Annotated in this window: 18 protein-coding genes and 1 pseudogene; 13 read left to right on the forward strand and 6 right to left on the reverse strand. The window is 63.5% G+C overall.

The window, feature by feature from the left end:
- Positions 1 to 2: 2 nt before the first annotated feature.
- The 9 genes and pseudogenes from AC0KXH_RS14090 to AC0KXH_RS14130 all read left to right on the forward strand — a co-directional run bounded on the left by AC0KXH_RS14090 (position 3) and on the right by AC0KXH_RS14130 (position 9,577).
- Positions 3 to 992, forward strand: coding sequence for a thiamine pyrophosphate-dependent dehydrogenase E1 component subunit alpha (locus tag AC0KXH_RS14090; protein ID WP_488223577.1), 990 nt, complete (start codon positions 3 to 5; stop codon positions 990 to 992).
- A gap of 274 nt (positions 993 to 1,266) precedes the next feature.
- Positions 1,267 to 2,336: pseudogene (locus AC0KXH_RS14095) on the forward strand (2,3-butanediol dehydrogenase).
- Positions 2,337 to 2,349: 13 nt separating this feature from the next.
- A complete protein-coding gene (locus AC0KXH_RS14100) occupies positions 2,350 to 3,372 on the forward strand; it encodes an alpha-ketoacid dehydrogenase subunit beta (protein WP_488223578.1) in 1,023 nt (340 codons plus the stop codon).
- 5 nt (positions 3,373 to 3,377) lie between these two features.
- A complete protein-coding gene (locus AC0KXH_RS14105) occupies positions 3,378 to 3,611 on the forward strand; it encodes a lipoyl domain-containing protein (RefSeq protein ID WP_488223579.1) in 234 nt (77 codons plus the stop codon).
- A 2-nt stretch (positions 3,612 to 3,613) separates the two neighbouring features.
- Complete coding sequence (locus AC0KXH_RS14110; protein WP_488223580.1) at positions 3,614 to 4,318, forward strand: 2-oxo acid dehydrogenase subunit E2; 705 nt, start codon at positions 3,614 to 3,616, stop codon at positions 4,316 to 4,318.
- Entirely contained in the window at positions 4,315 to 5,055 is a 741-nt protein-coding gene (locus AC0KXH_RS14115; protein WP_043221373.1) for a lipoate--protein ligase family protein, read from the forward strand. The genes AC0KXH_RS14110 and AC0KXH_RS14115 overlap by 4 nt, the downstream gene beginning before the upstream one ends.
- A 76-nt stretch (positions 5,056 to 5,131) precedes the next feature.
- Positions 5,132 to 5,683, forward strand: coding sequence for a VOC family protein (locus tag AC0KXH_RS14120; protein WP_488223581.1), 552 nt, complete (start codon positions 5,132 to 5,134; stop codon positions 5,681 to 5,683).
- A 217-nt stretch (positions 5,684 to 5,900) separates the two neighbouring features.
- Positions 5,901 to 8,033 carry a PQQ-dependent dehydrogenase, methanol/ethanol family gene (locus AC0KXH_RS14125; RefSeq protein ID WP_488223582.1) on the forward strand — a complete coding sequence of 711 codons (2,133 nt, stop codon included), beginning with the start codon at positions 5,901 to 5,903 and terminating at the stop codon, positions 8,031 to 8,033.
- A gap of 275 nt (positions 8,034 to 8,308) precedes the next feature.
- Positions 8,309 to 9,577: a carbohydrate porin gene (locus AC0KXH_RS14130; protein WP_488223583.1), complete on the forward strand. Its 1,269-nt coding sequence runs from the start codon at positions 8,309 to 8,311 to the stop codon at positions 9,575 to 9,577.
- Positions 9,578 to 9,818: 241 nt separating this feature from the next.
- Here the strand turns inward: AC0KXH_RS14130 and AC0KXH_RS14135 are convergent, their stop codons facing one another.
- Both AC0KXH_RS14135 and AC0KXH_RS14140 read right to left on the reverse strand, forming a co-directional pair.
- Positions 9,819 to 10,403 carry a glutathione S-transferase family protein gene (locus tag AC0KXH_RS14135; RefSeq protein ID WP_488223584.1) on the reverse strand — a complete coding sequence of 195 codons (585 nt, stop codon included), beginning with the start codon at positions 10,401 to 10,403 and terminating at the stop codon, positions 9,819 to 9,821.
- On the reverse strand, positions 10,400 to 10,828 hold the full coding sequence (locus AC0KXH_RS14140; RefSeq protein WP_041106728.1) for a VOC family protein: 429 nt from the start codon (positions 10,826 to 10,828) through the stop codon (positions 10,400 to 10,402). The genes AC0KXH_RS14135 and AC0KXH_RS14140 overlap by 4 nt, the downstream gene beginning before the upstream one ends.
- 113 nt (positions 10,829 to 10,941) lie before the next feature.
- On the opposite strand from AC0KXH_RS14140, the gene AC0KXH_RS14145 reads away from it, so the two are divergent.
- On the forward strand, positions 10,942 to 11,841 hold the full coding sequence (locus AC0KXH_RS14145; RefSeq protein ID WP_488223585.1) for a LysR family transcriptional regulator: 900 nt from the start codon (positions 10,942 to 10,944) through the stop codon (positions 11,839 to 11,841).
- 141 nt (positions 11,842 to 11,982) lie between these two features.
- Here the strand turns inward: AC0KXH_RS14145 and AC0KXH_RS14150 are convergent, their stop codons facing one another.
- The gene (locus AC0KXH_RS14150; RefSeq protein WP_488223586.1) at positions 11,983 to 15,201 is read right to left on the reverse strand and encodes an RNA-directed DNA polymerase; all 3,219 of its coding nucleotides are present in this window, start codon (positions 15,199 to 15,201) and stop codon (positions 11,983 to 11,985) included.
- 224 nt (positions 15,202 to 15,425) lie between these two features.
- On the reverse strand, positions 15,426 to 16,055 hold the full coding sequence (locus tag AC0KXH_RS14155) for a LysE family translocator (RefSeq protein ID WP_488223587.1): 630 nt from the start codon (positions 16,053 to 16,055) through the stop codon (positions 15,426 to 15,428).
- Positions 16,056 to 16,286: 231 nt separating this feature from the next.
- On the opposite strand from AC0KXH_RS14155, the gene AC0KXH_RS14160 reads away from it, so the two are divergent.
- Entirely contained in the window at positions 16,287 to 17,123 is an 837-nt protein-coding gene (locus AC0KXH_RS14160; protein WP_488223588.1) for an isocitrate lyase/PEP mutase family protein, read from the forward strand.
- Positions 17,124 to 17,176: 53 nt separating this feature from the next.
- On the opposite strand, the gene AC0KXH_RS14165 is transcribed toward AC0KXH_RS14160, so the two are convergent.
- Positions 17,177 to 17,752, reverse strand: coding sequence for a nucleotidyltransferase family protein (locus tag AC0KXH_RS14165; protein ID WP_488223589.1), 576 nt, complete (start codon positions 17,750 to 17,752; stop codon positions 17,177 to 17,179).
- 31 nt (positions 17,753 to 17,783) lie between these two features.
- Complete coding sequence (locus AC0KXH_RS14170) at positions 17,784 to 18,941, reverse strand: DUF3047 domain-containing protein (RefSeq protein WP_488223590.1); 1,158 nt, start codon at positions 18,939 to 18,941, stop codon at positions 17,784 to 17,786.
- A gap of 126 nt (positions 18,942 to 19,067) precedes the next feature.
- Between AC0KXH_RS14170 and AC0KXH_RS14175 the strand changes: the two genes are divergently transcribed.
- The gene (locus AC0KXH_RS14175; RefSeq protein WP_488223591.1) at positions 19,068 to 19,811 is read left to right on the forward strand and encodes a helix-turn-helix domain-containing protein; all 744 of its coding nucleotides are present in this window, start codon (positions 19,068 to 19,070) and stop codon (positions 19,809 to 19,811) included.
- A gap of 230 nt (positions 19,812 to 20,041) precedes the next feature.
- The gene (locus tag AC0KXH_RS14180; RefSeq protein WP_488223592.1) at positions 20,042 to 22,132 is read left to right on the forward strand and encodes a hybrid sensor histidine kinase/response regulator; all 2,091 of its coding nucleotides are present in this window, start codon (positions 20,042 to 20,044) and stop codon (positions 22,130 to 22,132) included.

A 22,132-nucleotide genomic window follows, 5' to 3' on the forward strand; every position in this document is an offset into this window, starting at 1 on the left:
CCATGACCCAGCCCAACCCCTCGCAGCGCCTGTGGATGTACGAACAGATGCTGACCAGCCGCTACATGGAGGAATCCATCGAGCGCATCTACATGGAAGGCAAGACGCCAGTGTTCAACATGGCCAAGGGGCCGATCCCCGGCGAGATGCACCTCTCCAACGGCCAGGAGCCTTGCGCGGTGGGCGTCTGCGCCCATCTGAACGCCGAAGACATCGTCACCGCCACCCACCGCCCGCACCACATCGCCGTGGCCAAAGGCGTGGACCTCAACGAGATGATGGCCGAGATCTTCGGCAAGGCCACCGGGCTTTCCGGCGGCCGCGGTGGGCACATGCACCTGTTCGATGGCCGGGTGAATTTCTCCTGTTCGGGGATCATCGCCGAGGGCATGGGCCCGGCCGTGGGTGCAGCGCTGTCGCGGCAGATGCAGGGCAAGCCCGGCGTGGCCGTGTCCTTCATCGGCGAGGGCGCGGCCAACCAGGGCGCCTTCCACGAAACGCTGAACCTCGCGGCGCTGTGGAAGCTGCCGGTGGTGTTCGTCATCGAGGACAACGCCTGGGGCATCTCGGTGGCCAAGGCCAGCGCTACCTGCATCAAGCAGCACCACGTGCGCGCCGCGGCCTACGGCATGCCCGGTGTGTTCGTCGAGAACAACGACCCGGACGGCGTGTTCCGTGCCGCCGGTGAAGCCATCGAGCGTGCCCGCGCCGGTGGCGGCCCGACCCTCATCGAGATCGAGACCTATCGCCTGGCCGGCCACTTCATGGGCGACGGCGAAACCTACCGCCCCGAGGGCGAGAAGGACGGCCTGATGAAAAAGGACCCGATTCCCGGCTACCGCCAGCGCCTGATCGACGAAGGCGTGATGACCGAGGCCCAGGCCGAGGACATCGCCGCACGCGCCCGCGGCCGTATCGACGAAGCGGTCGCCTTCGCCCGCGAAAGCCCCTACCCGCGCCCGGAAGAGGCAATGGAAAAGGTGTTCGTGTAACGCACCGCAGGAGCGAGTTCGTTTGCGAACAGCACCGGTGCCACCGGTTCGCGACCAAGGTCGCTCCTACAAGGCGGCACGCGACAGACCGACCCCGTAGGAGCGAGCTCGCTCGCGAAAGAACACCGGAGCCACCGGTTCGCGACCAAGGTCGCGCCTACAAGGCGGCACGTGACAGACCGAACCCGTAGGAGCGAGCTCGCTCGCGAAAGAAGTCCCGAGAACGGCACCAGCCAGAACAACAAGAGGAACACCCATGAACAGCCAAGCCACCATGACCGCCGCCGTCTGGCACGGCCGCAAGGACATCCGCCTGGAACAGGTGCCGCTGCCCGGCGCGCCGCAACCGGGCTGGGTGCAGATCCGCGTGCACTGGTGCGGCATCTGCGGCTCCGACCTGCACGAATACCTCGCCGGCCCGGTGTTCATTCCCGTGGATGCGCCGCATCCGCTCACCGGCATCAAGGGCCAGTGCATCCTCGGCCACGAGTTCTGCGGCGAGATCGTCGCCACCGGTGACGGCGTCGAAGGCTACGCGCCGGGCGACAAGGTCGCCGCCGACGCCTGCCAGCACTGCGGCCAGTGCCGTTTCTGCAAGACCGGCCAATACAACCTCTGCGAACAGCTGGCCTTCACCGGGCTGATGAACAACGGCGCCTTCGCCGAACTGGTCAACGTCCCCGCCGAGCTGCTCTACCGCCTGCCCGAAGGCTTTCCGCTGGAGGCCGGCGCGCTGATCGAACCGTTGGCAGTGGGCATGCACGCAGTGAAGAAGGCCGGCAGCCTGCTCGGCGAGACGGTGGTGGTGGTCGGCGCCGGCACCATCGGCCTGTGCACCATCATGTGCGCCAAGGCCGCCGGCGCCGGCCAGGTGATCGCCCTGGAAATGTCCGCCGCGCGCAAGGCCAAGGCGCTGGAAGTCGGCGCCACGCGGGTCATCGACCCCAGCGAGTGCGACGCCATCGCCGAGATCAAGGCGCTCACTGGCGGCTACGGCGCCGGCGTCTCCTTCGAATGCATCGGTCACAAATCCACCGCGAAGCTGGCCATCGACGTGATCCGCAAGGCCGGTCGCTGCGTGATGGTCGGCATCTTCGAGGAGCCCTCGGAATTCAACTTCTTCGAGATCGTCGCCACCGAGAAACAGGTGATCGGCTCGCTCGCCTACGCCGGCGAATTCGCCGATGTCATCGCCCTGATCAGCGACGGCCCATGGACGTGACCCCGCTGATCACCGGGCGCATCGGGCTGGACAACATCCTCGAGCAGGGCTTCGAGGAGCTGGCCAACCACAAGGACCGCAACGTCAAGATCATCGTCAGCCCCAGTGCGCTGGCCGGCTGAACAGGAGAACCCCATGACTACTGCCACAAGCGAGAAAAAACTCACCGTCGCCCGCGCCATGGCAGCCGCCGTGGCGCAGGAAATGCGCCTGGACCCCAACGTGTTCGTGATGGGCGAGGACATCGGCCAGCTCGGCGGCGTGTTCGGCAACACCCGCGGGCTCTACGAGGAATTCGGCAAGGAGCGCATCCGCGACACGCCGATCTCCGAAACGGCCTTCATCGGTGCCGCGGTCGGCGCCGCTTCGGACGGCATGCGGCCGATCGTCGAGCTGATGTTCGTCGACTTCTTCGGCGTCTGCATGGATGCCATCTACAACCTGATGGCGAAGAACACCTATTTCTCCGGCGGCAAGGTGCCGGTGCCCATGGTGCTGATGGCCTCCACCGGCGCCGGCTACTCGGACGCCGGTCAGCACTCGCAGTGCCTCTACGGCACCTTCGCCCACCTGCCGGGCATGAAGGTGGTGGTGCCGAGCAATGCTTACGACGCCAAGGGCCTGATGACCGCGGCCATCCGTGACGACAACCCGGTGGTCTACCTCTTCCACAAGGCGCTGCAGGGCATGGGCTGGCTGGGCACCGAGAAAGGCGCCACGGTGCCGGTACCGGACGAGCCCTACGTCATCGAGATCGGCAAGGCGAAGACCGTGCGCGAAGGCCGCGACGTCAGCCTGGTCAGCCTCGGCGCCGGCGTGCACCACGCCCTGCGCGCCGCCGCGCAGCTGGAAAAGGATGGCGTCAGCGCCGAGGTCATCGACCTGCGCAGCCTGGTGCCGCTGGACCGCGAGCACGTCATTGCCTCGGTGAAGAAAACCGGCCGGCTGATCGTGATCGACGAGGACTACCACAGCTTCGGCGTCAGCGGCGAAATCATCGCCAGCGTGGTCGAGCACGACATCGGCATGCTCAAGGCCCGCCCGCAACGGGTGGCCTTCCCCGACATCCCCATCCCCTTCACCCCGGTCATGGAGCAATGGGCCCTGCCCAGCGCGGACAAGATCGTGGCCGCCTATCACGCCATGCATAAGGAATGACGTTTATGAGTACCCCCATCGTGATTGCAGACGACCTCTGGGAAGGCGACGCCGAAGCGGTGATCACCTCCTGGCTGGTCAGCGACGGCGCCGAAGTGGCCGCGGGCGACCTGGTCGCCGAGGTCATGTCGGAAAAGGCCCAGTTCGAGATCGAGGCGCCGGTGGCCGGCATGCTGAAGATTCTCGAGGAAGAGGACGCGGTGATCGCCAAGGGCGCGACCATCGCCCAGGTGGAATAGCCATGACCCAAATGCAAACCCTGCCTGCCGAGCGTGCACCCGTCCGGGTGCCGCTCAAGGGCATGCGCAAGATGATCGCGGCGAAGATGCTCGAAAGCCTGCAGACCACCGCGCAGCTGACCCACCACGCCGAATGCCGGCTGGATGCGCTGAAAGCCCGTCGGGCCGAACTGAAAGCCGAGGGCAGCGCGGTGTCCGTGCAGGACCTGTTGCTGCTCAAGGTGATCGAGACGCTCAAGACCCATCCGGGACTCAATGCCACGCTGGAGGACGAGGTGATCCACCAGCACGCGGCGGTGCATCTGGGCCTCGCCATTCCACTGCCGGGCGACCTGCTGGTCGCCCCGGCGCTGTTCAATGCCGAACAACTGGACGGCGAAAGCCTGTCCCAGGCGCGCAAGGCGCTGGTGGACAAGGCCCTGGCCGGCAAGCTGTCGGTCAAGGAGCTGACCGGCGCCACCTTCACCGTCTCCAACCTGGGGCTGTCGCGGGTGCACCACTTCACCCCGGTGCTCAACCCGCCGCAGGTGGCGATTCTCGGCGTCGGCGGCATTCAGCGAAGGCTGGAACTCGGGCCCAGCGGCGAGCTGGTGGAGGTCGAGTGGATGGGCCTGTCGCTGACCTTCGACCACCGTGCGGTGAACGGTGCGCCGGCGGCGGACTTTCTCGACGACCTGTGCCGGCGCATCGAGGGGGACGCCGCATGAACGGCATCGCCCGCTTCACCGTCGCGGCGGGCCTGGACGCCGAGCGGGCGCTGCTGCAGCGCGTCTGCGACGGCCTGTTCGACAGCCAGCTGCTGCTCTGGCGGCCGACCGGGCAGGCGCTGGTGATGCCGAAAAGCTTCGAGCGCCGGCCGGGCTTCGCACTGGCTTCGGGGCGCTGCGCGGCCCAGGGCTGGCCGATCCTGCTGCGCGACACCGGCGGCGAGCCGGTGCCGCAGTCGCCCGCGGTACTCAATGTCGCCCTCGCCTATGCCCTGCCGGCCGGCGACGACGAGGGCCGGCGGATCGACAGTGCTTACGAGCGGCTACTCGAACCGCTTGCCGTATGGCTCGCCGAGCACGAGCTGAAACCCGGTTGCGCCAGCGTTCCGGGGGCCTTCTGCGATGGCCGCTTCAACCTGACCCTGGAGGGCCGCAAGGTCGCCGGCACCGCGCAGCGTTGGCGACGCAGCCGCGACGGCCGCCCGGTGGTGCTGGCCCACGCCGCGGTGCTGATCGACGACTGGCGCGAGCACATGGCCGAAGTCGTCAACCGCTTCTATCACGCCTGCGCCAGCGACCTGCGTTGCGGCGCGGACCGCCACCTGGCCTTGGCCGAGCGACTCCGCGCAGCCTGGTCGGAGGCTGAACAGCTGCCCGAGCACTATCGCCGCGTGCTCGGCTGGCACGGGTTGGAAATCGGCGCACGCGCCGCATCGCCGCCCCGCGTCCTGCCCTGAGCCGGCGCCCGTACTTCCTTTGCGTACACAACAACAAGTCGGCAGCCCGCCTGCCTTTGCACTGGAGGAAACACCCATGAGCCACCCCACCCCGCCCAAGGGCAGCCTGCCCGGCCAGCGCGGCATCCAGCACTTCGGCCTGACCGTGCCCGACCTCGAGGAGGCGGTGAGCTTCTTCTGCGAGGTGCTCGGCTGCGAGCCGTTCTTCGAACTCGGCACCTTCGCCTTCGACGATGACTGGATGCACGAGCACCTCAACGTCCATCCGCGTGCGGTGATCCGCAACTTCCAGATGCTGCGCTGCGGCAACGGCACCAATCTCGAGGTGTTCGAGTATTCGGCACCGGACCAGGCCGACACGCCCCCGAAGAACAGCGACATCGGCGGCCACCACCTGGCGTTCTACGTGGACGACATGGACGCCGCAGTGGCCTTCCTCAGGGAACGCGGCATCCGCGTCCTCGGCGAGCCCTCGACCTTCACCGAGGGGCCAGGCAAGGGCCTGACCTGGGTGTACTTCCTCGCCCCCTGGGGCCTGCAGCTGGAGCTGGTCAGTTTTCCCGACGGCATGGCCTACGAACAGGGCCGCAATCGCCTGCTCTGGGACCCGCGCCACCCGGCGCGCTGAACGGGGGCGACCGGCCGAGCGCATGCCGCAGCCGGGCCCTAATGCTGGCCAGAGCCAATAACCCGACAAGAAATAACTAGAACAGCGACATCAGCGCACAGGTTGTTTGCACCGTTGTTAAGCACCCGAGCGAATCAAGAAGAGCAGTTAAACGCTTTAACGGCACTCGTCCGTTCAAGGCATGCCTGCAACAAAAGCCAATAAAGGAATAACAATAATGAAACCTAAGAAATCATATCTAACGGCACAGCTTGTTATCGCAGCTTCGGTTTTATCAGCTACGCCGCTGTACGCATCTGACAGGATTATTACTGACAAGGAATTGTCTGATGAATCAAATACCGCTGACTGGCTGGCTTATGGGCGAACGCACTCCGAACAGCGGTTCAGCCCGCTGAAAGACATCAACGTAGACAATGTCAGCGGGCTGAAACCCGAATGGTACGCCCCTCTTCCGGACCGATCCGATATGGTCGGGACGCCCCTGGTCGTCGATGGCGTCATGTATTACGTGGGCGAAATGAACAGAACGCGCGCGTTCGATGCCCGCACCGGCAAGAAGCTCTGGGAATACGATCCGCAGGTTTCCAAAGAAATTCTCGACAACAACATGAAGAAGGTCTTCTGGAAACATAGCCGCGGCCTTTCGACTTATGGCGACAAGTTGTTCATCGCCACCTGGGATGGCCGCCTGATCGCGATCAACCGAAAAGACGGCAAGGAAGTCTGGCAGACCCGCACCTTCGATCACGACCAGCCGTTGAATATCACCGGCCATCCCAAGGCCTTCGATGGCAAGGTATTCGTCGGTAACGGCGGAACGGAACTCGGCCCGATGCGCGGTTATGTAACTGCTTACGATGCCGAAACCGGCAAACAGATCTGGCGCTTCTATATCGTGCCCGGCAACCCTGCCGATGGGTTCGAGGATGCTGCTCAAGAAATGGCGGCCAAGACCTGGAGCGGCCGGTGGTGGGAAAACGGCGGCGGCGGTAATGCCTGGCACGGCTGGACGTACGACGCCAAGTACAACCAGCTCATCTTCGGTACAGGCAACGGCGGACCATGGAACATCAAGGTGCGTAGCCCGGAGGGCGGCGACAACCTGTTCCTGTGTTCGGTCGTGGCGGTAGATGCGGATACCGGCAAGTACAAATGGCACGTCCAGACTGCGCCCGGCGACACCTGGGACTACAACTCGAACATGGACATCGTGCTGGCCGACCTGAAAATCGACGGCAAGGATGTCGATGCCGTATTGCATGCGCCGAAGAACGGCTTCTTCTACACAATCGACCGCTCGAACGGCAAGGTACTGTCGGCTGAAAAATTTGCCGACGCCAACTGGTCACCCCGCTACGACCTGAAAGAGCAACGCCATATCGTCGCCAAGGACGCCAGATACCCCGATGGCGAGAAGAATATCTACCCTTCGGCCTTCGGCGCTCACTCGTGGCACGCGATGTCCTATAACCCCGAGTTGAATCTTGCCTTTATCCCCACCAACCATCTGGGCAATACCTTCAAGGACGATGGCAAGAACACGAAGCCTGGCCACAAGATGGCGAGCCACAAACTCTATCTGGGCCTGACCGGATGGGAGCTGACCAAAGACCCGCATGAAACTCGCGGTTCCTTGCAGGCCTGGGACCCGGTCCAGAACAAGCGCGTGTGGCAAGTCAACCAGAAGAGCCCATGGGGTGGCGGAACCCTGACCACGGCCGGCAACCTGGTTTTCCAGGGTCAGCCTGACGGCCTGTTCAAGGCCTACGATGCGCGCACCGGCGACGAGCTCTGGTCCTACGACGTAGGCCTTGGCATCTCCGCGCCACCGATTACCTACAAGCTGGACGGCAAGCAGATGGTGTCCCTGCTGGTCGGCCCGGGTGGGGCGCTGGCCTCCAACTTCGGCGGTAACGGTGAGCTGGGTTTCGAAAGCCATGGCTGGAAATACGGTGTGCATGAACGCCGGATCATGACCTTCTCGCTCGACGGAAAAGCGGTCATCCCCAAACAGCCTGCACCGCAGCTGGCCAAGCCCATCATCGACGAGAACTTCAAGGTCGACGCCAAGAAAGCGGAAGCCGGCGCGGGTGCTTTTGCGGAAAACCTCTGTGTCGGCTGCCATGGCGCCGGAGCGGTCGCGGGGATGAAAGCGCCCGATCTGCGGGAGTCGCCAATCCTGCTCTCGGGCAACGAAAAAGCCTTTGAGCGTGTTGTGCGCGGTGGTGCGTTGCTCGCCAACGGCATGCCCAAGTTCCCGGATTTGACGGATGCCGAGCTGGAAAGCATTCGTCACTTCGTTCGCCGGCAAGCGCATGACGGCGTGAAGTCGGGCGGAGGGCACTAGTCCTTCAACGCCAAACCGACCACTTAGCCGGTAATACCGAGAAGCGGTCGAGTTTGGCTGAGCCCGAACCCAAGTGATGGAACGTGCCGGCGACAGCCTTCAGTCACGACCGGTTCGGGCTTTCAACTCGGTGGAACCGCCAACGCAGCCACCGTTACCGAGCCACAGGTAATGCCCCATGAGCACAAGCGCTTGCGAATACCGTTCATGCCATAGGCCTTGCACCTGACGCTATTCCCGGCGCCCCGCATCGTCACATCCGAAGGATCAGAACAATGACAACAAGCCTGCGCTTCGGCAGCGGCCTTCTCGCCGCCTACCTGTTCACTTCTGCCCACGCGGCCGAATATTCACCCGACCAGTTCCTGTTCGGCGACTGGAACGGCAACCGCACCCGCCTGCATGAGGCGGGTGTCGACCTGCAGATCACCTACGTCAACGAGCTGGCCTGGAACACGCAGGGCGGCGATGACCACACCGGCACCTACGCCGACCAGGTGATGTTCGACGCCGCGCTGGACCTGGACAAACTGCTGGGCTGGGCCGGCGCCGGCTTTCATTTCACGGTAGTCAACCGCAACGGCGAGAACCTCAACGCCGAAGCCGACCTCGGCGTGCTGCTGCAGCCGCAGGAAATCTACGGCTATGGCAGCACCACCCGGCTGGTGCAGTTCTATTACCAGCAGGCGCTGCTCGACGACCGCCTGCTGATCAAGCTCGGCCGGCTGCCCATGAGCGGGGACATCTACCCCTTCGCCTGCCCGTTCCAGAACCTCGGTTTCTGCGGCACGGTGCCCGGCTACGTCACGCCCAACTGGTACACCTGGCCGATCAGCCAATGGGGCGCTACCGCGCGCTACCAGCTGAACGAAGAATGGTCGTTGCAGACTGCGCTCTACCAGGTCAACCCGCGCTTCACCGAGCGTGAGCAGGGCCTGAACTTCGGCAGCCCGTCGGGCACCACCGGCTACCATGCCGTCGCCGAACTCGGCTGGACGCCAACCCTGCGCGGGCAACCCGGCGCCTATCGGCTCGGCCTGTGGCGCAATACCGGTGACTTCGAAGACCTCTACCGCGACGGTGCCGGCCGGCCCATGTCGCTATCCGGCGCCGCGGCCGCCGAGCACGACCACGCCACGGGCGGCTACCTGATGGCCGAACAGCAGGTCTGGCAGAGCGCGGCGCTGCCGGCGCGACGGTTGAAGCTGTTTGCCAACTTCATCCAGTCCGACCCGGACGTGACCTATATCGAGCGCATCTGGCAGGTTGGCGGCAGCCTCTCCGCCCCCTTCGCCTCGCGCCCGAACGACGAACTCGGCCTGGGCCTCGGCCGCCTGGAAATCAACGACGACGCCCGCAAGCGCCTGCGCGAACAGGGCGAGCCGGTGCCGGACGTGGAATACCCCGCCGAGCTCTATTACCGCGTCGCGCTGACACCTGCAGTTTCGCTGACGCCAAACGTCCAGTACTTTTACCGGCCGGGCGGCTTCGACGAGGCGGAAGACGTGGTGGTGTTCGGCCTGAAGACGGTGATCAGCTTCTGACCGGCACATCAAACGCGGCGGCCGCGCGCAATGCCGGTCGCCACTTGCGGAACGGGGGCAGCCATCGAGGCGTTGCTGACATTGCCGGATGGCAGGCGCCCCCAACCGTAGCGCGGACTAAAGCCGCTCCTACGCGGCCGCTGCCGGCCTTGCGCGTACCGCCGCAAGGCCGGCGCGTCGCCTGCTCCCATGCCGGGTGATCATCGAAGCCATCTGCGAGCCGCTGGCCAAGCGTGGCCCGTCAGGGTCCCACGTAGCCCGGCAGGCTCTCGATACGCGCCATCCAGCGCGCCACGTTGCCATACGGGCCGAGGTCGACGCTGCCTTCCGGCGCCAGCATCACGTAGGGGTAGACGGCGCAATCGGCGATGGTCGGCCGCCCCATCGCCAGCCAATCGTTGGCTTGCAGATGCGCATCGAGCACCCCGAGCACCGTTGGTGCCTTCGCCAGCGCCGCTTCCTTGTCCAGCGGATAGCCGAACTTCTCCACCAGCCGCGCCGCGCACAGGCTGTGCTGGATCTCGTTGGCCGCGAAAGACAGCCACTGCACGATCTCGGCCTGCCCGCGGGCGTGCTCCGGCCACCAGGCCAGGCCGCCGTAAGTGCCGGCGAGGTAGACCAGAATGGCCTGCGAGTCGCGGACGATATGCCCGCCATCATCCAGAATCGGCAACTGCCCCAGCGGGTTCAGCTCGGACAGCGGCGGCTTCTTGTGCGCACCATTGGCGAAATCAACCGCTACCCGCTCCAGCTCGATGTCGGCCAGCGCCGCGAACAGCCGCACCTTGTAGCAGTTGCCGGATGGGCCCAGGTCATACAGTTTCATTGCGCATCTCCTCTGACGAGCTGATTGAACTCGAGAACGTTGCCGTCCGGGTCGCGGATGAACAGCGCGACCCGCCGCGGGCCGATGGGGTGCGGCCCTTCGGTGATGGCGATGCCCTCCTCGCCCAGCCAGCGCTGCAGCGCCTGGAGGTCATCGACGATGAACGCCGGATGGGTCATGCCCGGGCGCTTGATTGGCGCGTCCAGCAACACGTTGTGCGCATCGGGCGCACGCGCGCCGTTGAAGATCAGGTTGATGCGCACGCCATCCGGGCTGAGCATCTCGTTGGCCTCGAACAGCGGAAAGCTCGCGCTCTCGACGAAGCCCAGCGCCTGGTAGAAAGCCATGGCGCGGCGGCGGTCGCTGACACGGATGCCGATATGGTCGTAGGCCAGGATGCGCGAGGGGTTGGATGGTTGGGCCATGCTCCACACTCCGTAAGACTCTTGGCCCTGAAGTCTCGGCCCGATTGCCGGTTTCACCTATACCGTCAGCCTGACAACATCTATGCAGCAAACGCACAAATCCAGGGGTGGCAATGGACAAGCTCAAGGCAATGGCCAACTTCGTGCGCATCGTCGACAGCGGCAGCCTGAGCGCGGCCGCCGACGACACCGGGCAATCCGTGGCCTCGGTGGTGCGCTCCCTGGCCGCACTGGAGCGCCACCTCGGCGTGCGCCTGCTCAACCGCAGCACGCGGCGCATGGCCCTGACCGACGAGGGTGCCGAGTACCTGGCCTGGAGCCGGCGCATGCTGGCGGACTTCGCCGACATGGAGCAGCGCCTGGAAGCCAGCGACGGCGCCGTCCGCGGCCTGCTGCGCATCACCGCGCCGGTGGAGTTCGGCCAGCGCTACATCGCGCCGCTGGTGAACGAGTTTCTCAGGGAACATGCAGAGATACGGGTCGAGCTGAACCTGAGCGACCAGATCGTCCCACTGCTCGACGAACGCCTCGACCTCGCCCTGCGCATCGGCCACCTGCCCGACTCGGCCATGGTCGCCCGGCAGATCGGCACCACCCGGCTGGTCACCTGCGCCAGCCCCGACTACCTGAGCAGCGCCCCCGCCATCGATACCCCGCCGGCACTGGAGGACCACGCTTGCATCCTCTTCGCCGCCCAGGGCCGCCACTGGTACTACCGCCACGGCGAGAAAGAACAGGCCGAAGAAATCACCCCACGCCTGACCTGCAACCAGATCCGCACCGCCAGCCTGGCCTGCGTGCAAGGCCTGGGCATCACCCGCCTGCTGCACTACCAGGTCGCCGATGAACTGGCTGATGGTCGTCTGATAAGGGTGCTCAGGGAATACGAGCCGAAGGACCTGCCAATCCAGCTGGTCTACCCGCACGCCTTGCAGCTATCGCCAAGGGTGCGGGCGTTTGTGGAGTGGGTTTGTCCGAGATTGGAAAGGGGGTTGCCCGGGTTGGATGGTTAATAAGGGCGGTTTTCGGCCAGAAGCAGCCACTCGTTAACCAAAAGGACAAGTTAGTCGCATCCGTCACATACTAAGTATTAGCTCATTGAAAACTCCAATACCGTTCTGCGGTAACCTCCCATTTACTCCGGCGGTAGCTAGTTACTTTGGCGGCAGCTTGCGTCGAGCTTTGTTGAGTTTAAATCCCTCAGGTACCGGCTTGAATTTATCTCCTAGCTCTGGCCAGCGCTTCGCTCTGCTTTGAAAAGCGCGTAAGGCTTCAATATCCAATGTGGCAGCTATGACAAAATCGTTATCGCCACCTCGCACACGAGCAATGTCACGCATGAAGGATTCTTTTGCCGGGGAGCGTACCCGGCTATCACCGTATTTTCGGTTATTTACCAGGATTGTGTAGGCGTGTATATCCAGCGCAGCAGACTCAATAAGCGAAGCAAAGGTCTCCAGATCTTGGTTCCAACTCAGTACCATCAAGGCATCCACTTCCCCTTGAAACCTCACGCGAGCCTTGCTGTTTTGCAACTCCGAACAAACCATCACGCCGAAGTGAAGATTGTTATGTATGTAAACTGGCTTGCCGCGCTTTCCTTGCAGTTTGGAAAAGGCCCAAAACTTCCCATACTTCGTCGTTAACTCCTTATCTTCGCCTACCGCAGGTTCCAGCTTGGGCTGCCAAATTTTTACCGTGGCCGGGTAGCCTAGCCGGTTATCAGTAAGCACTAGACAAGCCTCACTCAGAAGCTGACCATTTTCAAAGTGACGGTACTCAGTTCCGGCAATTAAACTTATACCCATGGAGCTCAGTCGCGCCGCAAGACTATCTATCCACCTTAAAGGAATGGAAAGCTCCGGAAACAATATATAGTCGGGCCGAGGTTTGAGCCGAATAGCCTGATTGACCAATTCTGAAATGCGCTGATATCTCTCACGAGACATATTGGGCCTATTGCAGGCCATCGCCGCCCAATCCTTGTCGTCTGTCTTTATGCTCGTCAGAGCAACGGTAATTTTATTTTTGCGGTCCGTGCCAATCCTAATATATTTGCGCGATCTCTGGACGTCCGGCATGTCCTTGCCGTCCTGCTCTGTGGCGAGCAAAGTTGGCTTTATCCATACACCTCTAAGAGCCTGAGTATATTGCGCCCATACCACAGAAGGTTTCTGTTTAGAGCGTTTACCATCCGCCCTTGGCAAGCCTACGCACTCTGGCGCAAGCTCCGATATTTCAGCCGGAGTCAGCGGGCGTGTGGGAAACAGATAAGGTAAATAGCTTTCCTTTTTTCGCTTGCCGATCTCCACTGCTTCAAGCCGACTAAAATGAGTTGATTTCAAGAAATCCTTTAGTGCCTCGGTATTCAACAGCTGCGAGTCCTCCATCAACTTTAGGATTCGACTCTCCTTTTTACTCTCACGCTGCCCCACCAATTTCCCAGCAGATATGCTGTGCAAAATCCGCTTATAAGGTTCTTTGGCTAGGTCAGCCATAGCAACCATGGGTGCTTTTTTATCAAAATCTTCCGAACCAAAGTGAAAATCAAGCAAGGTTTCAACTTCGAGCAGGCTGTCAAAGATGCCCTTCAAAAACAGGTTAGCTAGGCGCTGTTCCTTTTTGGAGCGCTGCCCGAGCAATAGTCGATTCGGGTCGTAATAGCGGGACGCTGCATCAATAAATAGCCAACTCAGAGTACCTTTCACCATTGGCCATAGATTTTCTCCGGCCTTAGCTTCGGCTCCATTGACAGCGATGGTCCTCCCTTTGGGTATTGCCATCGCCAACTGCTGCAGGGAATTGTATGCGCGGAGTGCAATTTGTTCAGCTTGCTGCCACTCATTCAAGCTGATAGCAAAACCCAGCAAACGGGGCAAATAGGTGAAATGTGCAAATAAATTATCTGGACGAAGTATGTGATTATGGGCAAATTGATAAAACTCTAGACGCTGCTCCTGCCATTCCTGTGGAGGCAGATCACGGGCCAGCGTTTCCACATGCCGTAATTGCAACGACCAACTTAAACGCCGAATGGTCAAGCCATCGGCGCGACGTAAGGTATCTGCGCTTTCACCGACAGCACCCGCAGCTGATAGAACTCGGGCGGCAGTAGAGTCATCAAGTTGGTCCGGTGAAGGCATGAGCCTGTGCTCGCTAGAAAGCTCACCAATCTCCTTTTCGATACTGTCGAGCAAGTCAAGCCCGGCGCGACCCTGCAGCACAAAGAGCTTCTGTTTGTCTGATTGCAGAATTATCTGTGTCTGACCTTGAAAGTCCTCCCCCTGCTGAACCTTCCAAGTTTGGTCATCGGCCTTACCAACTTGAGAAACAACTTCTGGTCCCAACCTGTCCTTCAAATACTGCATAAGTTGCTGACTATTGCGGATAGTGCCGGTATCACGCAGCACCAAAAACATGTCATCAACATAGCGCCCATAATGTATCGGCGCGACTCGTTCCTTAATCAACCGATCCCAGCGACCCAGCAAAAGATTTGAGATAACTCGACTTGCAGTCAGACCAATAACAAGGCCACCAGAAATCGAAGACCTTCCTAAGGTTACTTTCTTCGAAAATTTACCAGCACCTTCTGCCCAAAGATTAAGAAATCTCGCAAAATCCGCAGTAAACCCCCGTTCTTCATCACTAAAATCAAGACCGAACTCCTTATAAAGATCAGGCAAGGCCAGCGCCATCGGATCAATAAAGTGATAAAAGCTCTTTAAGTCCAATGAGACAGCGATAACTTCTCTGTCTTGCTCAAGTTCGCTGCGAATAGCTTTTAGACCATCGCTGCGCCACTGCTGATATGGCTGAAAATACGGCGCGAAGGAACCGATAGCACTAATGTGAAATGGCTTATCTTTGAAATCGCTAAATACCTCGTCGTTACGGATGCGTCTTAGCCTAGCGCCATAACAGCTATCATCCAGCTTGGCGTCAAACTGATGTCCTACGGTATTAACCCACAGCGCAGATAGGATATGGGTATCTACCGGAAAGTCACCCACCACTCGAAACTCTGGTGTGATAAGGTGATGATCAAGCAGGTGGTCTACTGCGCGATGAGGATCGGAGAAGTGCACATGGCCATTTGCAGGGCAATTCTGCTTTGGCTTGATGGATAATTTTTTGGGTAGTAGGCGGAAATCGCCTAGCAATTTCTTGTTGCCTGAAAAACCATTTCCTTCATGCAGGTATTTAAGCAATTTTTTTAGATTGGATAGCAAATCCTGCTCATAGGTTGCAAACTTTATGGCTGCAGGGAAGGTATTTTCAAAAAAGCAATCTGCCTTAGCCTTACGGTAGGCCACCAGCAAATCTTCAAGAGTAATATTTTGCCAACCAGTAAAAACTGCCTGATATCCCATCGTAGCTTCCCTGTTATATTATTGCCGCCTGACTGCTCATTATTTTAGTTACAAATAGCCAAGAGTATTATTATCTTTCTTATTTTATTCACTCCAGGCTTTGTATATTTTCCTGAATACGACTTTAACTGACTCAATTCTATCACCAGAGGAACCCTTGGCCGTTAGCAGCTGTGCCTTGAACCCCTAAAACGGCTGAAGCAGGCGTCCGGAAAATCATTTGCTCACGACCCACTCGAAGCCGCCAACCGCACCCCAAAAGCCACCAGCACCCCACCCGTCAATCGGTCCAGCGCCCTGGTCAGCGCAGGCCGGCGCAACAGCGCCCCGAGCGGAATCGTCGCGGCGATCAGCACGGCGAACCAGGCCAGGGACAACAGCACATGCAGGCACGCAAGGAAGAACGAGTAGGCGGCCACATCGGCGCCGAGCGGGACGAACTGGGGGAGGAAGGTGACGTAGAACACGCCCACTTTCGGGTTCAGCAGGTTGGTCAGCAAGCCGCGCCAGAAGGCCTGCCCGTTCGCTGCAGAGGGCCTCTCGGCCGGGCCTGAATCGAACGAGGCACGCGGGTTGAACAGCAGTCTGGAGCCGAGCCAGATCAGGTAAGCGGCGCCGGCGAACTTGACCACCGTATAGGCCAGTTCCGAGGCCTGCAGCAGCGCACCCAGCCCGAGCGACACGGCCACACCCCAGGCCAGGCAGCCCAGGCAGATGCCCGCCGCGGCCAGCACGGCCTGGCGCCGCCCTTCCAGCGTGGCGGTGCGCAGCACGATGGCCGTATCCACACCCGGCGTGACGGTCAGCAGCGACGCGGCTGCAGCAAAGGCGAGCAACAGCGGGAGGTCGATCATCGGTAGTGCTCCCTGGCTTCGTAGCCTGTCGGCCGAACCCCGGACGGCCGGCGGCGGGACGGGACCTGCCGGTGTTTGTGGCGGCCTGATGTGCGTTGTATCAGGCAAGCCTGTTAACGGCCAAATCGCCAATCTGGTTCAAGTCGGCGCTCCCTGGGTGGCGTCGCGGTGGCGCGTCACGCACGCGGTGGGCTATAGGATGACGACAAGCCCCCTGCTCCCGGAGCCATCATGACCCGCCCCACCGTAAGCGATAAACGCGCGGCCTTCCGCGAGATGCACCATGCAGGGTGCTTCCTGCTGCCCAACCCGTGGGACGCCGGCGGTGCTCGCCTGCTCGAGCGCCTCGGCTACCGGGCCCTGGCGACCACCAGCGCAGGCTATGCCTGGTCTCAGGGCCAGGCGGACGGGCAACTGTCACGCGACGATACCCTCGCGCACATGCGCTACATGGCGACGATGAGCGACCTGCCGATCAACGCCGATTTCGAGAGCGGCTTCGGGGCCACGCCCGAGGCCGTCTTCGACAGTGTCAGCCTGGCGCTGGCGACCGGCGTGGCGGGGCTGTCCATCGAGGATTCGACCGGCGATCCCGCCCAGCCGGTGCGCGACAAGGCGCAGGCTGTCGAGCGCCTGCAGGCGGCGCGCGCCGCCATCGATGCCGGCGGCGGCGACACCCTGCTGGTGGGGCGTGCGGAAAATTACTTCGTCGATCGCCCCGATCTGGACGACACGGTCGAGCGCCTGCTCGCCTATTCGCAGGCCGGGGCCGACTGCCTGTACGCGCCGGGTCTCAGGACGCGGGAGGAAATTCAGACGGTCGTCCAGGCCGTCGCGCCGAAGCCGGTGAACGTGCTGATCGGCTGGAACAGCGAGCTGACCGTCGAGGCGCTGGCCGAGCTTGGCGTCAGGCGCATCAGTGTCGGCGGGGCGCTGGCGCGCGCGGCCTGGGGCGGGTTCATCGACGCGGCGCGGAGGATGATCGAACAGGGGCGGTTCGATGGCTTCGGCGGCACGCCATCTGGTGCCGAACTCAACGAGCTGTTGCGCCGCGCGGAACCGCGCTGACCGGCAGACCGCCCCGTCGCCCAGGTACCGGCAGGCGGCTTTCCGCTCGGGCGCTAGCCGTGGCCCTCGGCCAGCCTGCGCTCGGCAACGTGCAGGTCGTCGAGGCGATCGATGTCCAGAACGATGCCGGGGTCAGCTACCGGCAGCTCGAGCACGCCCCCGGCGCGGCGGTGCGCCTGGACCACGGCTTTCGCTCCGGCATCCCCACCAAGCGCCGCCAGCGCGGTGAAGCAGCCACTGGCGAAACCGACCGGATGCCCCGGCCGACCCTGGAACGTCGGCACGACGACGGCATGCCCGGCCAGCCCGGCGGCCACCGCGGCGATCGTCTCGGCCCGGACCAGCGGCAGGTCGCCGGGCAGGATCAGCCAGCCTGCGGCATCGGGCGTTGCGCGCACGCCCATGGCGATCGACTCGCCCATGCCGGAGGTCCCGCCCGGCGGCCGCACCAGCTGTGGCTCGAAGCCGGCGCGGCGCACGGTCTCGAGCACATGCGCCAGCACCGGCCTGCCGGCAAGCGGTGCGTCCAGCTTGTGCAGGCGCCCGCCGGACGCGATGAAGCGCTCGCCGCGGCCGGCCGCCAGCACGATGACACTGACCGGGCCGGCGGCGGGTTCGGCTGAAGCCATGTGCGTGCTCCTTTACAGAGGGGAAAGGCACTCAGTAGAGGCGCTTTTCGATATCGACATCCCGGAGCAGGATATCGCCGAACGTCGCCTCCCCTTCGCCATGCTGGAACAGGCTGACCCCGATCAGCCAGACCCGCCGGATGCGTGCTGGCGGCTCGCCGCCGATGGCGGTGCGGTAGTGGTCCAGTATGTTCTGCTCCTCGCACAGCCACTGGCCGAGATCGGCGGTGCCCGAACGCACCACGACATGCGTCTCGCGGTCATGCCAGCCGGGCAGCGGGCAATGGAAGTGCGTGCCTTCGGGGAGATCCCGGCTCCAGTAGAAGGTGAGGTCGCGGCCGTTGTCGAACTCCACGGCGATGCTCAGGTAGTCGTGGGTGTGGATCTGGTCTTCGGCGACCGACGAGGGCAACCGGTCGACCTTCCACTTCCAGCTCAGCGTGGTGTTCGCGCTCAGCGGCAGGTCGGCGTCTTTCTGCAGGATGGAGACATCGTCACGGGTATGCAGGCGGATGGCCTGTGTCGGCGCCCGACCCGCCTGGGCCGGCGTGACAGCGGAGAACACCGTGGACGGCCCCAGCTCCCAGAGTTCCTGCCAGCCACCAGGCAAGGGCGCACGCGGTGTACGCAGGCGCGCCAGCTCGCGGCTGGCCCAGTGCGCGGCGTCGCGACCGGCCGCCGCCTGGCCCAGCACCTCGGCGACATCGGTGCCGGGCCGCCAGTGGATGATGCCGACATTGACGCCGCCGCCCTCGTCGGGGTTGAACGCGGGCGGCTCGCCACGGTAGCGGCCACTGGCATCGAGCCAGCGGTCGCGCGGGTAGAGCTTGAGCTGCAGGGGGCCGTCCTGCTCCACCGTGAAGCTCTGAGTGTCGTGCAGCGCGCGGAAGATCGGCCCCCGTTCGCCGATGCGCGCCCAGGTCGCCAGCTCCGCCGAATAACGGATGCCCAGCGCTCGGGAGACCTCGACGCCGCCCTCAAGCACAAAGGTCAGCCGATCGCCGGCCTTTACCTGCAGGCCGGTGTCCAGCCAGGCTCCGACGCGCCAGGACAGGTACAGCGCGCGCAGCCCGAGCACCGCCTCGCCCGCCAGCGGCGCCGCGATGTCGGTGAGCTGGGCCTCGAATTGCGCCGGCGTCGACACAGAGCTGGTACTGGCGAGGGGCTCGAGCGGGATGGTGTTTGTCATTGTTTTTCCTCCGTGCGGGTGCGGACGCCTGAGCCTGGCTTTCGGCGCCAAAGTACGATGTCCGGATGCTAGGGCCGGCTGCTAGCGTGAGGCTTGTAAAAACGAGCTGACCTGAGGAGCCCGGGCATGCTGCCTTCGCACCTGCTGATGTGGCCGGACATGCTGCTGTACTTCGGCCCGCTGCGGCATCTGGACAGACGCGTCAACGGCGCCGCGGTGCTCATGGTCGGCCTCTATCGCCCGCTTGTGCTGCAACTGGCGGGCACCGCCCTGCCCTGCCGGGCCGTGGTGGTACCCGCCGGTGTGGCGCATGCGGTGGATGCACAGGGCGGCGTGCTGGCCAAGCTGTTCGTCGAGCGCGACAGCGAGCTGTACGGGCGTTTCGTGCAACGCTTTGCCTGGCGCCCCGGGCAATGCGCGCTACCGCTGCACGATCCCGTGCTGATCGATACGTTGACCGCGCTCTACGAGGAGGCGCCGAGCAAGGAGCAGACGCGGCAGACCCTGCTGGCGCTGATGCCCGCCGTGAACGACGCAACCGTCGCGGGCCGCCTGACGCCGGTATTCGAGCTGTTGCGCCAGGAGGGCGACGTCAACCACGCGCTGGCGCAGGCCGCCTCGCTGGTTCACCTCTCTCCCTCGCGCATGGCGCACCTGTTCCGTGCCGAAACCGGCATGAGCTACCGCGGCTTCCGCATCTGGAAGCGCCTGCTGCTCGCCGCCGAGCACCTGCAGCGTACGGACTGCCTGACGCGGGCGGCCGTCGATGCGGGGTTCACCGATGCCAGCCATTTCAGCAATTGCTACAAGCGCTATATCGGCGCCAGCCCCGCGCAGGTCTTTCGCAGCCTGCAGCGGTTCGAGCGCTGACTGTCGCGGGGAGCACCTGGACGCAGCTTGCTATCGCTGACGGCCGATGACCGATACCATGCCGCGGGCGTGACGACCCGACGGCTCGTTGGAACGCTCTCGCTTGCTTGCAGTCCGCTCAAAGACAGACGCGTAGCGCGCTGTCCGCTTGTGGGCAGCCGCGTTGCTTCGCTCGGCCGATCAGGAGGGATGCTGATCGGACTACCCCATCAGAAAGGCGCAATAACGACATGGCAGGCGGAACCGCGGAAGCAAAACGCATCCTTCTCGGCATGCGCGACAGTGCCGAACGACGCGAACTCGCCACCTGGCTGGCGGCCGAGGGCTACCACGTCAGCCACTGCAGTGACCAGCCGAGCCTGGCGCAGCGGATCGACGCCACGGTCGCGGCGGTGATACTCGCCGACGAGCCGGCCACCGGGCCGCTGGATGAGGAGGGCACCGCGCTCGAGCGGCTGCCAGCCGGTAGTGCCATCCCGTTCATTCTGCTGAGCCGCGACGCCGAGCCCTATGCCGCGCTCAGGGCCCGTCTGCCAGCGGCAATCAACGACTTCGTGGTGCTCGAAGAGCCGGTCTGGCCGGCCACCTTGCTGAGTTGCCTGGCCACCTGCCTGCGCCTGCACCAGCAGCATCGCGCGCACCACGCCGAGGTGATCGAGCGGGCCGACCAGCAGGCCCGTTTCGAACGACTGATCGTGAATCTGCCGATCGGCGTCAGCTTCATCGACACCCATGGCAACACCCTGCTCAGCAACCCCAAGTACGACGAATACGTGCCCAACCGGAAGATCCCTTCGGCGGCGCCCGAGCGGGCACGCCGCTGGGTCGGGCTGGACAGCCAGGGGCAGGTCATACCGCCAAGCCAGTACGTCGGCGCCCGCGCCCTGTGCGGCGAACAGGTCAATGGCCAGGACTACCGTTACTACCCCGAGGAAGGCGGCGAGCGCTGGCTGCGCCTGAGCGGCGTGCCGCTCTACGACCACGCCGAGCAGTTGATGGGCGCGGCCGTGGTGATCATCGACGTCGACGCCGAGCGGCGCAACGAGGTCATGCTGCGCCAGTTCAACCATGCGCTGGAGCATGAGGTCGACCTGCGCACCCAGGCCCTGCAGGAGGCCCTCGACCGACTGACCGTGGAGATCCAGGAACGCAACCACGCCGAGGAGCTGCTGCGGCACTCGCAGAAAATGGAAGCGGTCGGCCAGCTCACCGGGGGCATCGCCCATGACTTCAACAACATGCTGACCGGCATCATCGGCGCGCTGGACCTGATCCGCATGCGCCTGGACGCCGGGCGCCCCGACGACCTGCCGCGCTACCTGGACGCGGCGCACGGCTCGGCACAGCGCGCCGCGGCACTGACCCAGCGGCTGCTGGCCTTTTCCCGGCGGCAATCGCTGCAGACACGCCCGACCGAGGTCAACGCCCTGATCAGGGCGATGGCCGACCTGCTGCAACGCAGCCTGAGCGAGACCACCGGCTTCGAACTCGAGCTGGACGAGGCGGCGGGCCTTGCGCTGGCCGACCCCAATCAGCTGGAGAACGCGCTGCTGAACCTGACGCTGAACGCCCGCGACGCCATGCCGGGCGGCGGCACGCTGCGCATCGAGACCAGCCGGCTGCGGATCGACGCCGAACAGGCGGCGCAGCACGCTGTGCCAGCTGATGAATATGTGCGCTTGAGGGTTATCGATACGGGCGCCGGCATTGCCCCGGGATTGCTCGACAAGGTGTTCGAGCCCTTCTTCACCACCAAGCCGCTGGGCCAGGGCACCGGGCTCGGGCTGTCGATGGTCTATGGCTTCGTTCGCCAGAGCGGCGGCTTCGTCAGCGTCGACAGTCGCCTGGGCCAGGGCACCGTCATTGCGCTGCACCTGCCAGCGGCGGCGGCCGATGTGCGCGAAGTGCCGGCCAGCCGTGAGCCGCGCAAGGCGAGCGCGGGGGATGGGCAGTCGATTCTGATCGTCGAGGATGACGATGCCGTGCGCCTGCTGTTGCAAACCGCGCTCGAGGACCTCGGCTATCAGGTGCATCTGGCCGCTGACAGCCAGCGCGCGCTCAGCCTGGCCGCCCGCCTCGACTCACTCGACCTGCTGCTCAGTGACGTCGGCCTGCCCGGGCTCAACGGCCGCCAACTGGCCGAAATGCTGCAGCAGGAGCGCCCTGGGCTGCCGGTGGTGCTGATCACCGGCTACACCGAGCAGGCCAGCAGCCGTGCCGAATTCCTCGGCCCGGGGATGCGCCTGATGACCAAGCCGTTCACCCTCGAGCTGCTCGCCGAAACCGTGGCCGGCGCACTCGCCAGCCCGGCCCTGGCCTAG

This window comes from Stutzerimonas sp. CXK-1 (assembly GCF_057738225.1).

What these genes read in the sequence shown, in the direction of transcription:
- AC0KXH_RS14090 (WP_488223577.1), top strand. Translation starts at nt 3, where the DNA reads ATGACCCAGCCCAACCCCTCGCAGCGCCTGTGGATGTACGAACAGATG.
- AC0KXH_RS14100 (WP_488223578.1), top strand. Translation starts at nt 2,350, where the DNA reads ATGACTACTGCCACAAGCGAGAAAAAACTCACCGTCGCCCGCGCCATG.
- AC0KXH_RS14105 (WP_488223579.1), top strand. Translation starts at nt 3,378, where the DNA reads ATGAGTACCCCCATCGTGATTGCAGACGACCTCTGGGAAGGCGACGCC.
- AC0KXH_RS14110 (WP_488223580.1), top strand. Translation starts at nt 3,614, where the DNA reads ATGACCCAAATGCAAACCCTGCCTGCCGAGCGTGCACCCGTCCGGGTG.
- AC0KXH_RS14115 (WP_043221373.1), top strand. Translation starts at nt 4,315, where the DNA reads ATGAACGGCATCGCCCGCTTCACCGTCGCGGCGGGCCTGGACGCCGAG.
- AC0KXH_RS14120 (WP_488223581.1), top strand. Translation starts at nt 5,132, where the DNA reads ATGAGCCACCCCACCCCGCCCAAGGGCAGCCTGCCCGGCCAGCGCGGC.
- AC0KXH_RS14125 (WP_488223582.1), top strand. Translation starts at nt 5,901, where the DNA reads ATGAAACCTAAGAAATCATATCTAACGGCACAGCTTGTTATCGCAGCT.
- AC0KXH_RS14130 (WP_488223583.1), top strand. Translation starts at nt 8,309, where the DNA reads ATGACAACAAGCCTGCGCTTCGGCAGCGGCCTTCTCGCCGCCTACCTG.
- AC0KXH_RS14135 (WP_488223584.1), bottom strand. Translation starts at nt 10,403, where the DNA reads ATGAAACTGTATGACCTGGGCCCATCCGGCAACTGCTACAAGGTGCGG.
- AC0KXH_RS14140 (WP_041106728.1), bottom strand. Translation starts at nt 10,828, where the DNA reads ATGGCCCAACCATCCAACCCCTCGCGCATCCTGGCCTACGACCATATC.
- AC0KXH_RS14145 (WP_488223585.1), top strand. Translation starts at nt 10,942, where the DNA reads ATGGACAAGCTCAAGGCAATGGCCAACTTCGTGCGCATCGTCGACAGC.
- AC0KXH_RS14150 (WP_488223586.1), bottom strand. Translation starts at nt 15,201, where the DNA reads ATGGGATATCAGGCAGTTTTTACTGGTTGGCAAAATATTACTCTTGAA.
- AC0KXH_RS14155 (WP_488223587.1), bottom strand. Translation starts at nt 16,055, where the DNA reads ATGATCGACCTCCCGCTGTTGCTCGCCTTTGCTGCAGCCGCGTCGCTG.
- AC0KXH_RS14160 (WP_488223588.1), top strand. Translation starts at nt 16,287, where the DNA reads ATGACCCGCCCCACCGTAAGCGATAAACGCGCGGCCTTCCGCGAGATG.
- AC0KXH_RS14165 (WP_488223589.1), bottom strand. Translation starts at nt 17,752, where the DNA reads ATGGCTTCAGCCGAACCCGCCGCCGGCCCGGTCAGTGTCATCGTGCTG.
- AC0KXH_RS14170 (WP_488223590.1), bottom strand. Translation starts at nt 18,941, where the DNA reads ATGACAAACACCATCCCGCTCGAGCCCCTCGCCAGTACCAGCTCTGTG.
- AC0KXH_RS14175 (WP_488223591.1), top strand. Translation starts at nt 19,068, where the DNA reads ATGCTGCCTTCGCACCTGCTGATGTGGCCGGACATGCTGCTGTACTTC.
- AC0KXH_RS14180 (WP_488223592.1), top strand. Translation starts at nt 20,042, where the DNA reads ATGGCAGGCGGAACCGCGGAAGCAAAACGCATCCTTCTCGGCATGCGC.